The 12579-nt window shown below is 63.5% G+C and carries 11 protein-coding genes and 1 riboswitch; of the genes, 7 read left to right on the forward strand and 4 right to left on the reverse strand.

Annotated features, from left to right (window positions below):
- Positions 1–83: 83 nt before the first annotated feature.
- The 3 genes from BM075_RS15920 to BM075_RS15930 all read left to right on the forward strand — a co-directional run bounded on the left by BM075_RS15920 (position 84) and on the right by BM075_RS15930 (position 2684).
- On the forward strand, positions 84–854 hold the full coding sequence (locus tag BM075_RS15920) for an oxidoreductase (RefSeq protein ID WP_177208377.1): 771 nt from the start codon (positions 84–86) through the stop codon (positions 852–854).
- 166 nt (positions 855–1020) lie between these two features.
- Entirely contained in the window at positions 1021–1917 is an 897-nt protein-coding gene (locus BM075_RS15925) for an NAD-dependent epimerase/dehydratase family protein (protein WP_093361694.1), read from the forward strand.
- A 281-nt stretch (positions 1918–2198) separates the two neighbouring features.
- Positions 2199–2684, forward strand: a complete 486-nt coding sequence (locus tag BM075_RS15930; protein WP_093361695.1) for a CBU_0592 family membrane protein — start codon at positions 2199–2201, stop codon at positions 2682–2684.
- Here the strand turns inward: BM075_RS15930 and BM075_RS15935 are convergent.
- Positions 2596–4341 (reverse strand): bifunctional helix-turn-helix transcriptional regulator/alpha/beta hydrolase, encoded by a 1746-nt coding sequence (locus BM075_RS15935; RefSeq protein WP_093361696.1) that lies wholly within the window; start codon positions 4339–4341, stop codon positions 2596–2598. The genes BM075_RS15930 and BM075_RS15935 overlap by 89 nt on opposite strands.
- A gap of 606 nt (positions 4342–4947) precedes the next feature.
- On the opposite strand from BM075_RS15935, the gene BM075_RS15940 reads away from it, so the two are divergent.
- A complete protein-coding gene (locus BM075_RS15940) occupies positions 4948–7275 on the forward strand; it encodes a copper-transporting P-type ATPase (RefSeq protein ID WP_177208378.1) in 2328 nt (775 codons plus the stop codon).
- Between the two features lie 43 nt (positions 7276–7318).
- Here BM075_RS15940 and BM075_RS15945 read toward each other — a convergent pair whose 3' ends face one another.
- The 3 genes from BM075_RS15945 to BM075_RS15955 all read right to left on the reverse strand — a co-directional run bounded on the left by BM075_RS15945 (position 7319) and on the right by BM075_RS15955 (position 9851).
- The gene (locus tag BM075_RS15945; RefSeq protein WP_093361697.1) at positions 7319–8002 is read right to left on the reverse strand and encodes a CbtA family protein; all 684 of its coding nucleotides are present in this window, start codon (positions 8000–8002) and stop codon (positions 7319–7321) included.
- A gap of 3 nt (positions 8003–8005) precedes the next feature.
- Positions 8006–8182, reverse strand: coding sequence for a CbtB domain-containing protein (locus BM075_RS15950; protein ID WP_281244957.1), 177 nt, complete (start codon positions 8180–8182; stop codon positions 8006–8008).
- Between the two features lie 34 nt (positions 8183–8216).
- A riboswitch (cobalamin riboswitch) is annotated at positions 8217–8437 on the reverse strand.
- A 664-nt stretch (positions 8438–9101) separates the two neighbouring features.
- Positions 9102–9851, reverse strand: coding sequence for a penta-EF hand family protein (locus tag BM075_RS15955; protein ID WP_245758869.1), 750 nt, complete (start codon positions 9849–9851; stop codon positions 9102–9104).
- A gap of 173 nt (positions 9852–10024) precedes the next feature.
- Between BM075_RS15955 and BM075_RS15960 the strand changes: the two genes are divergently transcribed.
- The 3 genes from BM075_RS15960 (at position 10025) to BM075_RS15970 (ending at position 12531) form a co-directional block, all read left to right on the forward strand.
- Positions 10025–10747 (forward strand): response regulator, encoded by a 723-nt coding sequence (locus tag BM075_RS15960; protein WP_093361698.1) that lies wholly within the window; start codon positions 10025–10027, stop codon positions 10745–10747.
- Positions 10744–12129, forward strand: a complete 1386-nt coding sequence (locus tag BM075_RS15965; protein WP_093361699.1) for an ATP-binding protein — start codon at positions 10744–10746, stop codon at positions 12127–12129. The genes BM075_RS15960 and BM075_RS15965 overlap by 4 nt, the downstream gene beginning before the upstream one ends.
- Before the next feature lie 72 nt (positions 12130–12201).
- Positions 12202–12531 carry a hypothetical protein gene (locus BM075_RS15970; protein ID WP_093361700.1) on the forward strand — a complete coding sequence of 110 codons (330 nt, stop codon included), beginning with the start codon at positions 12202–12204 and terminating at the stop codon, positions 12529–12531.
- Positions 12532–12579 lie beyond the last annotated feature (48 nt).

Genomic DNA, 12579 nt, shown 5'->3' on the forward strand with positions numbered 1-12579 from the left:
TCCGAGGTGCCCTCGATCGGTCTGTCGCCGTCTCGAGCGCGCGCCTCGTCGTGGACAAGGGGACGCCGTCCAGGCCGACAGACGTGCCCCACAAAGCGACGGAAAAAGCTCTCGCAGACATCATCCACGCCTTCGGTGAGGCGGCATACCAAGCCAAACAGACCGGCTTCGACGGAGTTGCTGTCCATGGGGGGCATGGCAATCTCATTCGCAGCAATCAACGGTCTGACCGCTGGGGCGGATCCCTGACCGACCGCGCCCGCCTGGGTCTCGAGGTCGTTCGCGAGATCCGACGGCGCGTCGGTCCGGTTTTCCCGATCATGTTCCGCTTCTCGCAATGGGGCTGGGACTATGAGGCAAAGATTGCTGCCAATCCGGCCGAACTCGAAACGTGGCTCGTGCCGTTGGCCGATGCCGGGGTGGATTTCTTCGACGCTCCGACAAGGCGCTTCTGGCTGCCGGAATTCGAGGGCAGCGACATGAACCTTGCCGGATGGGCCAAGAAGATCACCGGGAAGCTTGCCATGACGGTGGGTTCCGTCGGGCTGGAGGATCCGCTTGCCGATCCCTTCGCAAAGATCGGTGCAACGACCAATAATCTGGCGGAGCTGATCCGCATGCTTGAACGCGGCGATTTCGTTCTGGTCGCCGTTGGCCGGGCTTTGCTCGCCAATCCGGATTGGGCAAATATCGTGCGCGACAAACGGTGGGACGCAATCAAGCCGTACGACAGCGGCCGCCTGTACGAGACGCTTGGTCAAGCACGGCGGCGAAGGGGCGCGCGCGCAATAGGCCCCCCTTCCCTGCCGGATCGGTTCCCGAACCATGCGGCAAAGCCGTCATATGACAAATAGACCGTTACGAGAGTCCGTCCGCCCAAAGAGCGCGGCGGTCGTTCCATCGCCCCGTCACCATTGAAACAGCCTGTCTTCTGAATATGAATGGTCCGCAAGCGGTCCCGCCGTTGTTCGAGAGACGTGAGACGACTGGGAGAGATCGCCCCGGATCAGGAGGAAACCCATGCGTATTCTGTTCACAGGCGGGTCGGGCAAGGCTGGCCGCCATGTCTGCCGGTATCTCAGGGACCAGGGGCACCGCGTAGTAAACGTCGACCTGAAACCGCTCGAAGAGCCGGGCATCGATAACCTGATCGCCGACATTACCGACAGCGGTGCGATGTTCAACGTCATGACGAGCTATGCCGATTTCGACGAACTGGAGAGCGGCACAGGGGTGCCAGCCTTCGACGCTGTAGTCCATTTTGCCGCCGTCCCGCGGATATTGATCAACCCCGACCACGAGACGTTCCGCGTTAACACCATCGGCACGTACAACGTGATCGAGGCTGCGGTGAAGCTCGGCATCCGCAAGGTCGTATTCGCCTCATCGGAGACGACCTATGGCGTTTGCTTCGCCGACGGTGTGGCAGATCCGGACTACCTGCCCGTGGACGAGGAGCACGACACCAACCCGATGGACAGTTACGGGCTTTCCAAGGTGGTCAACGAGAAGACCGGTCGGGCCTTCCAGAGGCGCTCCGGCTTCGACATCTACGGGCTTCGGATTGGCAACGTCATGGAGCCCCACGAATACGCGCGTTTTCCCGGCTTCTTTGCCGATCCGGGCTGTCGCCGGCGCAACCTCTTCTCATACATCGACGCCCGCGATCTCGGGCAGATCGTGCATCTCTGCCTGAAGGCGGACGGGCTCGGGTTCCAGATCTTCAATGCCGGCAACGATACCAACTCGGTGAACCTGCCCGCACGCGAGATTGCCGAGCGCTTCTTCCCCGGGGTGCCGGTGAACGCGGACCTGGGCGAGAACGAGGCGCTCTATTCCAATCGGAAGATCAAAGACGTTCTGGGATTTGAAGAGGAACACAATTGGCGCAAATACGTCACCGATGAGGGCGTGTGACACACACGCCGATCGGCTTTGTCCAGAACGGGCCAGCGGCCGCTGTGCGCATGGCTTCCTGCATGTCTTGGTCCCGTCGGCCACACTCTGCGTCTCCGTCTGGTCGACTTGAGCAAAGGGCAACTTGCAGGGCGTGAGAGCGACGCGCTCAACACGTAGTTCAGCCGCCAAGCCACATACTCCGCAACCTGCGCATGTCCCAAATGGGACATGCCACCGGGATCAAAGTCACCTAATTAATGTCCCATTGTTAGAGGCTTAGTGCGAACGCAAAGGCACCGATGCAGGAATTCGTTGATATGTTTTCGGTGTGGGAGTGGAGCGGACTGGCTGGCGCCATCATCTACGCGGCGTCCTACATCCTGACCTCTCTGGACCGGCTGCCGAGCCAGTCACCGCATTTCTACGTCGTCAAACTGGTGGCTGCGATCTTGGTGATGATCAGCCTAGTGGAGCAGTACAACCTCGCCACGGTCCTCATTCAGACTTTCTTTATCGTGATCTCGGTCTTCGGGATCGCGAGGCACCTTGGGGCCCGGCAGCGTCGCATTGCCTATGAGCGATCCCTTCACGGCTTCGGCTCGCAAATCTCATCGGACGGGCTTCAAGATGAGCGATTGATCTGCCTGCCGGGCGATCTGGCCCACCAATCGGACGCTCCGGCGGGCGTACCCCTGTTCAGCAGAATTCGGCCACACGATCCAAGAGAAGGCCAGGGGTGTCGAAGACAAGAAGCTGACCGCCGCCATCGACTTCCTCGAGGGTGATACCCGGAAATCTGTCGACGAACCGCCGGACGTCCGAGATTCGTGTAGCAAGATCCGCTGTGCCGTGAATGTGCAGTGACGGGACACCCGCCGCGGCGACCTTCTCCACGTATTGCGACCAATCGGTGACGATCTGGACCGAATCCGTGAAGACACCAAAGTAGCTCTGCCGTGTTCCGAAGTGGATACTGCGGCGGAGGAAATCGGCCAGGTCAGGCCGATCCACAACAGCGCGATCGCGGGCACCATCCTTGAAAAGAGTCCTGAGGAACTCGGTCTCGCCCTGTGCCTCGATCTGCTGGAGCCCCGCACGAAAAAGCGGTGGCGCCATCTCCGGCGCGAACCGCATCAGAAAACAGATGGTTCGTTGCGTGGGTGGCATCTTGGCAAACTGCCCGACGGTGAGGGCGGGCAGAATTGCGCCCGCGTGGACGAGCCCGGTGAAGCGGTCCGGCATCGCTGCAGCGAGGGAGTAACCGTAGACAGTACCCGCCGCGAAAGAGAGCAAGGGGAGTTTCCCGATTCCGTAGTGGTCAAGAAGAAAGGCGATATCCTGCACGAGGCGATCGGGCTCTTGTGCGGCATTGGTCGGGGGCACCGGATCGGACAATCCAAAATTTGGTCGTGACGGCGCGATCAACCTCAAGCCATTCCTGTTTAGGGCGAGCTGACCCTCGGGTGGGAGCTCTGTCCCGAACAGTTGGCCGTGAATGTACAGGACAGGGCGCCCATGCTTGGGCCCCTGGAGGCGCACCTCGAGCGCCCGTCCATCCGGGAGGGTCAGCATATCGACCTCTTGCTCCGGCCGTGCGTCTTCCGTGGCGTGCGTTGCAACGTTCCCGGCGATCAGCGCAACGAGCCTGTTAAGATTGGCAAGCGTCCCGGCATTGGTCTTCGAGAGGACCGACTTCGCCTGATTGCGGACCGTGCCGACAGATCGTCCTGAGGCTTCCGCGATCTCTGACACGTTCCGACCGAGCGCCAAGGCGCGAAGCACACGGAGTTCTGCCGGGGTCAGTGCGAAGGAGGCGTGCAAGGAAGCTTCGAGCGTTTTGCTCCATTCGACCTGCAGCGTGTCGACGATCAGATAAAGCTGCTGTTCCACCGCGCTGTGGACCGTCCGAGCCGCAAGGTGGAAGTTGTCCCCGCGAAAGATACGCAAGGCCACATCGCTGCCGTCCTTCTCATAGCTCGCGACACAGGAGCGGAATGCACGCTCGTCATCCGCGTAAAGCTGCCGCGCCAAAGCGTCGATTGAGGGTCGCGCAGTGCCCAGCAGTTGCGACGCGGCAGCACTGCGCGCAACGATGGCGCCGCTCCGATCTATCAGCACAGCCACGCCGCGCCGCTCCGCAACACGGGCATGAAGCCCACCGGCCAAGTGATGCCCGGCCTTCTGCAGCAGAATGCGATTCATCCGGTCGAAATGGCGTGCGAGCCCTTGGTCGGAGAGAAACGCACCGATCTCCAAGGTTTCGAAGTGCTCTATGTTCCAGGAATTCAGGACCGTGGCTTCGAGGTAGCGACGCAAAACATCGATGAACTCCACATACGCGCCGGCGTCCGCCGCGGCTTCGTACATGGCGGAAACGAGGCGGTCGCGGTCGAATTCGGACTCGAAGAACTCAGGGGTGCTACCGGAACTTGCAAAGGTCAATGGTCGGCTGCCTCATCGAAATTCTTCCCAGTATGGACGGAACCGTCAGGAAAACCACGAAATATTGGGCTGCCGACGGATCAAATCGACTCCGGAATAGTCCTGACAGACCCCTGATGATTGTGGAAGCCTGCCTCTCAGCGACTTGGTATGCGGCCCATCAACTTTCTTCTGCTGGACGTACACGCCATACATCCAAGCAGCCTTCCTGGAGAATCGAAGCCACGGGCACGAAACCGGCGCGATCTTACGAGGTTCCTGAACCATCATTCCGGCTTCCATGCGTCCGAGAGCCCGCCCAGGGACGTGCAGACCTCGACGCGATGCTACATTGAAGCCTGTCATAGTCGACCTTCCAACAGGCTCCCAAAGTAGTCCACGTCTTCCTAACGCTGGCTGCTCACCAGTCTGGCCTCAAGGGTCATTGACCTTCCACCTGCTGTAAGTCCCAGACTGAACAACTAGCGATCGTTTCACGTACAGTCGGAAGAGCGCTTCGAAGAATATTGGCGGCACTCCATACAGGACCATCGCACTCCCGATCTGTCGAAACGTGCCGCCCTACGCGCGCCCCCGCCGTCGGGCGCCAACACACGAGAAAGCGGAATGATAGCGCGGAAGAAACAGGAGAATGCGGCGGCGGAATATGTCTGCCCGATGCACCCCGACGTCCGGCAGGACACTCCCGGCGATTGCCCGAAATGCGGAATGACATTGGTGCTCCACAGGTCCGACATCGGGCACGAGGGTCACCCGGGCGATGCCTCCGAAGCTCCCAAGAGCAACTACGACACCGTACCAAGTGACCATGACGGCCCGGTGTACACCTGCCCGATGCACCCGCAGGTGCGGCAGGTCGAGCCGGGATCCTGCCCGATTTGCGGTATGGGGCTGGAATTGGAGGCCGCCACAGTCGAGGACACCGGGCCGAACCCGGAGTTGGTGGACTTTACCCGGCGTTTCTGGGTTGGCGCCGCTCTGACCGTGCCCCTGCTGGTGCTGGCCATGGGACCGATGGTTGGGTTGGGCGGCATTCGCGAGGCGCTTGGCGCGCGCGCCGCGCTGTGGGCTGAGTTCGCACTGGGTACGCCTGTGGTGTTCTGGAGCGGCTGGCCGTTCCTAATACGCGGCTGGAATTCCTTCCGTTCGATGAATCTGAACATGTTTTCTTTGATCGCCATGGGTGTATCGGCGGCCTGGATCTTCAGCACGGTGGCCGTGCTTGCTCCAGGCGTCTTTCCTCAAGGGTTCCGCGATGCAGAGGGACATGTCGCCGTCTATTTCGAGGCCGCGGCGGTGATCGTCGTTCTTGTCCTGCTGGGTCAGCTTATGGAGTTGCGCGCCCGGGAAGGCACGGGCAAGGCGATCCGGGCGCTGCTCGACATGGCCGCCAAGACCGCACTCGTTATCCGGAACGACGGCAGCGAGGAGGAGATTCCGCTGGAAGAGGTACATGTCGGAGATCGCATCCGCGTCCGGCCCGGCGACAAGGTGCCGGTGGACGGAACGGTTGTCGCCGGTCGCTCCTCGGTCGACGAGAGCATGATCAGCGGCGAACCTGTCCCATTGGAAAAGGTCGTGGGAGACCCGGTGACCGGAGCTACGATCAACGGAACCGGCAGCATGGTGATCGAGGCAGAACGCGTCGGCGCCGATACCGTGCTGAGCCAGATCGTCCAAATGGTGGCACAGGCCCAACGCAGCCGTGCCCCGATCCAGAAGTACGCCGACAAGGTGGCGGGATGGTTTGTCCCCGCCGTGATCGGAGTGGCCATTCTCGCCTTTATCGGCTGGGCCGTGTGGGGCCCTGCTCCGGCGCTCTCCTACGCGCTGATCGCCGCCGTTTCCGTGTTGATCATTGCATGCCCTTGCGCGCTTGGCCTTGCCACGCCCATGTCGATCATGACTGCAACGGGACGCGGAGCGCAGGCGGGAGTGCTGATCAAGAATGCCGAGGCGCTTGAGCGCTTCGAAATGGTCGACACGCTGATCGTGGACAAGACCGGGACGCTAACCGAGGGCAAGCCACGGCTCGTTGGACTTTATCCTGAAGACGGGCACGGCGAGGCAGACCTCCTGCGCCTCGCGGCGTCTCTCGAACGCGGCTCGGAGCATCCGCTGGCCGAGGCGATCGTGGGGGGTGCCATTGATCGAGGCGTGGATCTGGCCGATGCCAGTGACTTCGAGGCGGTCACTGGCATGGGCGTCAAGGGCACTGTCGACGGGCGGGCTGTCGCGCTCGGAAACGCCCGGATGATCGAGGAACTCGGGCTGGACGCCGGAAGAGCCTCGGAGAAGGCCAACGCCCGACGTGATGAGGGTGAGACGGTGATGTACGTGGTGGTCGACGGCACGGTCGCGGGGCTTGTCAGCGTCGCCGATCCTGTGAAGGAAACGACGCCCGATGCGCTGCGGAAGCTCCACGATCTGGGCTTCCGTATCATCATGGCCACCGGCGACAACGAGCGCACGGCCAGAGCGGTTGCGGGCCGGCTTGGGATCGATGAAATCCGCGCCGAGGTTCTGCCGAAAGACAAGGCGACGCTCATCCACGAATTGCAGCAAGCCGGACGCAAGGTGGCGATGGCCGGTGACGGGGTGAACGATGCCCCCGCGCTGGCACAGGCCGATGTCGGCATCGCGATGGGAACCGGCGCCGACGTGGCGATCGAGAGCGCGGGGGTCACCTTGGTGCAAGGCAATCTCGACGGCATCGTGCGGGCGCGCCGCCTCGCCCAGGCTACGATGCGCAACATCCGCCAGAACTTGTTCTTCGCTCTCATCTACAACGCCCTGGGGGTGCCGATCGCGGCGGGCGTGCTTTTTCCGTTCCTCGGTATTCTGATCAGCCCGATGTTCGCCGCCTTCGCGATGAGCGCCTCTTCGATCTCGGTCGTTCTGAATTCTCTTCGGCTCAGGCGAACTGAGATATGAAGGCGGCCGGCCGCTCGGGTTTACCCAGGCGGCCGGTCATTGTTTAGCTGAAATCTACCCGTGCGTCCCTTCGCAGCCAGGCAAGGATCGCGCCGAGAAGGACCCAGCCGGCAAGCCCCGCGCCGAGCGCGCGACTGGCGAAGAGGGCGGCGATCTCCTGCGGCACCGGCCCTTCAAAATGCTCGGGCTGCGGTGCGCCGATCACGTGGGGCGCCAGAAGCAGAACGGCGGCGACCGGGATGCTCCATACCCCACGGCCGAACGCGAGGAGCCAAAGTGCGACCGCGGTGACGACAACGGTCGCATGCCACCAGATCTGCCGCTGCGAAAGATCCACGTGCGCGGAGCCCGGGACCTCCGGCGGGAGGGAGAACGCCGGAGCCAGATGCGCTGCCACGAAGCCGCACACTCCCCAGATGGCCCCGGCCCGGGGTGAGATCGACCCACCCTCATCAGGGGCCAGCGCCATGGCGGCCGTCAGCAGCAGCCCGTACCCGACATAGACCAGCATGGAGAAGAGCAGGCTGAGCCCGTCGCGCGCGGGGTCGATCCCGCTCCACTCCCGGTGCGCCGAAATGGCTTCCGCCCCGCGATGCACCAGCACGCCGGCCTCGTAGAGTTCGGCATGGAGCAGCACCGGCTGCACGAACGCAAGTTGCAGCAGGCCCGTAAGCAGGCCCGCTGCAGCCCCGGCGACGATGCCGCCGGTCACATTTTTCAGGATCATGGACTAGTGGCAGACGAAACCATTGGCGTGCCGCACGTCGTGGGCGGCGGCATGCAGGGCCGAGGCCTGAACGTTGCCGGCGACGGTGATGAGTGCCAGGCCCAGAATACCGCAGACGAATACGGTCATGCGGCGGCTGGAAATGTCCGGGAGGGCCTTCTGGCGAAGTGCAGTGATCATGGTCTTGCTCCTGTGGCTGTCACACCCGACAGCATCGAGTTTCAATGATCCGGCAGGTCTCCTGGCTCGCGGGTCACCATGGGGGCCTGCCTTCCCTGCACGCGGCAAGTGGCATGTTAGGCCCGCACTCGCCGCTGACAGTCGCGGGGGCGGCTTCGGCCGGGACGGCCCGACATGGGTACCTTCCCTCCGAATTCCCTCTTCGTCTCCCGGCACTTTGTGCCTGTCGGGAGAACCGGATCGCTCGAGGTTACCTTCGGCGCAGGTTCCCTCGCAAGCCATTTATGGCGTGGATCAGCGGCAATGGTATTCCGGCCCCGGCACCCCGGGGGCGCTCCCGCGGCCATTGAGGCGTCAGCGCGTCAGGTATTTGAAGAGCGCGAGGATTGCCAGAAGCAGCAGGATCACGATCAGGATTGTCCAGAAGCCGCCGAGGCCCATACCCCATCCGTGTTGGTAGCCGTTCATCATCAGGATGTCCTTTCCTGTCCTCCCGGCGCCACGTGGCGGTGCAGTGCATTTCCGCTCAGTTGCGCCAGTTCATCCCGGGGCCATGTCCGAAGCGATACCCCCAGCCTGTGCCGGGACGCGAAGGAACGCCGTTGCCCAGCATCATCTGCGGCCCGTGGCCAGCAGCCGGTCCAGGCATTCCGTTGCCGTAGGAACCGTAGGTACCCGGCGCCGTACCGCAGGGCGGCACTGTGGCGCCGGCTGTCGCGCAGGGTGGCGTCTGTTGGCCGGTCCATCCGGGGGCATTCGCGGTTCCGGTTCCGAGTCCGGGGCCGTGCGCTATAGCCAGCGAAGGAACTGTCAAAGCTACAAACGTCAGCAGTGTCCGAGTCAGATGGTAAGTCATCCTCCGTCTCCTTTCATACATCGGCGGGCGGCCGGCCCAGGCGAGGGCCGGCTGCCAGGTCGATCAGTTTTGCTCCTCTGGTTCGGCCGCATCGCTGTCGTCTTGCAGCCCTGGGCAATCCTGCCACAGCGTCGCGCGGTGGGCCTGAATCCGGGCTATCCAGTCGGCCGGCGCCGTGATCTCCGCCTGTGTCACCTGACCGTCTCCGTCGGCGTCGAGGGCCTGGAAGCGGTCCACCATCATCGGGCGTATCGTGTTGTTGTGAAGCGCCTCGAATTCGCCCAGCGACAGGGTGCCACTGCCATCGCTGTCATTGTCCGCCAGCGCAGCCTGCAGCCCATCTCGAGCCTCGTCGGATGTCACGGAGCCGTCCCGGTCGGCATCGAGATCGCCGAGGAAAGCCCCCATCATACCGACGCCACCGGGACCACCCACGATGCCGGGGCCAAAGGACCCGCCCATCATGCCCATGCCCGGCGCTCCGCCCATCATGACGGGGCCACCGAAGCCGCCCATCTGGCTGTGCATCTCCATCATGTGCTCCATGACCTCCGGATCGCCCATCATGGCCGGGCCCATGGCGCCGGGACCCATGCCGGCACGGCCGCCGGGGCCATGCATCGTGCCGGGGCCGCCTTGCCAACCGTCCATCATTTCGCCCGCACCGCTGCCCATCATCGCACCGGGGCCACCGTACTGACCCTGCATCCAGCCACCACCCTGCGGCCCGTGCGCCAGCGCCGGGATGGTGATGGCGGCGCCTATCGCGGCGATGGCTGCCAATGCGACCGCGCGTTTGCCTGAGCGTTTCATGATCACGTCTCCTGTGTGTCGTCGTTTGGATGAGTTCAATCTGGGGGACGCGTGTCGCAGCAGGATGCCAAACCGGGGGAGAATTGTATCGGTTGGTCGCACCGCCCGGACCCTGATACATCTTGCGACCAATTTTGGGCTCCGCGCGCGCCAGCATACGATATGGGAGAGGCATGACAGACGCGCCGCACATCCTGGTCGTTGATGACCATCGCGAGATCCGCGATGCCGTGAGCCGGTATCTTGAGCGCAACGGGATGCGCGCGAGCACGGCGCGGGACGCTGTGGAGATGGATGCCAAGCTGAAAGCCGGCCGCTTCGACCTGATCGTGCTCGACGTCATGATGCCGGGTGAGGACGGGATCTCCGTCTGCCGCCGACTGAGCGCGGACGGCACCGTGCCGATCCTCATGCTGACCGCCCTCGGGGAAGAAACCGACAGGATCATCGGGCTGGAGATTGGGGCGGACGACTATCTGCCCAAACCCTTCAATCCGCGCGAGTTACTGGCACGGATCAAGGCGATCCTGCGGCGTAGCGGCCGGGCGGAACCCCACGCCGGCAGCCTGTCGAGCCACCGGGTGCAGTTCGCCGGTTGGACGCTCGATACCGACCGGCAGGAGTTGCGCCATACCGATGGGCGTGAGGTCCGCCTGACCACGGCAGAATTCCGGCTGCTGACCGTCTTTCTCGAACGCCCGCGCTTCGTGCTGAGCCGCGACCAACTGCTCGACCTGACCTCCGGCCGAACCGCTCATGTCTTCGACCGTACCATCGACAACCAGGTGAGCCGCCTGCGCAAAAAGATCGAGGAAGACCCGACCCGACCGCACCTGATCACCACCGTACGTGGCGGCGGATACAGTCTCGCCACCGACGTGAAGGTGGAGCCATGAGGCGGTTTCTTCCCGGATCCCTGCGCGGGCAGTTGCTCCTGCTGATCCTGCTGACGCTCGCGCTGGCACAAGCCCTCGTCGTCTGGCTGTTTGCCGACGAACGGGAAATGGCGCTGCGAACCGCCCTCGGACAGGAGGCCGCCAGCCGGGCGGCGAACGTGGCGCGGCTGATTACGGAGGCGCCCGAGAACCTCCATGGCTCCATCCTGCGGGCGGCAGACTCGCCGCTGGTGCGGTTCTCCTTGGACGCGTCCCCCACCGTGGATCACCCGAACCACGGCGCCGATCTACTCGCCGAACAGATCGCGGCACAAATCAGAATGGACCCGGTGCCGGACGTCCGCCTGGAACTGCATCAGGCCGATACCGCCCCGCCACCGATGCGGGGCATGACGGGCCAGATGGCCCAGATGCACCGGTCCATGCAGCCGGTGCCTATCTCGTCCGTGGAAATGAAGATCTCCATCGCAATGGCGACTGGCGACTGGCTGAACGTCGTGACCCGCTTCCATCGCCCACCGTATCAACTTGCCTGGACGGCGATCGCGACTTTCGCCATTTCAGCAGTCCTGATTGGGGCCACGGTCTGGATCGCCCTGGGGCGACTGACCGGCCCGTTGCGCGATCTTGCCCGGGCGGCGGAGGAGTTCGGCCGAGGTGCAGATGCGCAGGCGGTCGCGCCGTCGGGGCCGAACGAGCTACGCAGCCTGACAAGCGCCTTCAACCAGATGCAGGAACGTATCCGTCGCTTCGTCGACGACCGGACGCGGCTCCTCGCGGCTCTGAGCCATGACTTGCGGTCGCCGCTCACGGCGCTTCGCGTCCGGGCTGAGATGGTCGACGAAGACGAAACCCGCGAGCGGATGATTGCGACCACCCAAGAGATGCAGGAAATGGTCGAAAGCACACTCGCGTTCGCCCGCGGCGTCTCGAATACCGAGCCCGTCGAGACGGTGGAGCTATCGGAAGTCGTCGCTGATTTGATCGCCGACATAAACGCGCCCGCGGGAACGGTCACCTTTCAACCCTCCGCGGCAATTGCCAGGGTACGGCTTCGTCCGACCTCCATGAGGCGCGCGCTGCGGAACCTGATCGAGAATGCCGTCCGCTACGGCGGAGATGCCGGCATTCGCATCTGGCGGGAAGAGGATTTGGTGCGTGTCGTCATCGATGACCGTGGGCCGGGCATCCCCGAGGAAGAGCTCGAGCATGTCTTCGACCCGTTCGTACGGCTGGAAAGGTCTCGGTCGCGCGAGACGGGTGGGACGGGCTTGGGCCTCTCGATCGCCCGGACCATAGTGCAATCCCATGGCGGCGACATCTCGCTCGAGAACCGGGAGGGCGGCGGCCTTAGGGCCACTGTAACCTTGCCAATTGCTTGACCGGTCCTCTTCCCGGCGAATTGCCTCCATGACGCATCGACATTTCCGCCGCCCAAGGGGAAACTCTCGGCCATGACGCGCCTTTTCAACCTGCTCTGCATTGGTGTGCTTGCCGCTTTCCTGCTGGGATCGGTGTCGCAGGCCGCGTCCTTCGGCGAGATGACCCTGGAAATGGGCGCCGTGCATGACGGGGCCATGAACGACTGCGACGCCTGCGATAGCGCGGATGACGGTGCCGGCTGCGCCGGCGACTGCGTGTCGTTGACGGTTGCGATCCTGCCAGCCGAGGACGCTGAGCGCGGCGCCCAGAATGTGTGCGAACGAGCAGGCCACGTTGCCGTCAGGCCGGGTCGGTCAGACCCGCCCGCGACGTCGCCACCGCGATTCCATCTTCCGATCTGACTCTCCGCGCCGGTCTCCGGCGTAGCGTACAGGTAAGATACCGCGGGC

The sequence above is a fragment of the Tropicimonas isoalkanivorans genome (assembly GCF_900112335.1).
Classification (GTDB): domain Bacteria; phylum Pseudomonadota; class Alphaproteobacteria; order Rhodobacterales; family Rhodobacteraceae; genus Tropicimonas; species Tropicimonas isoalkanivorans.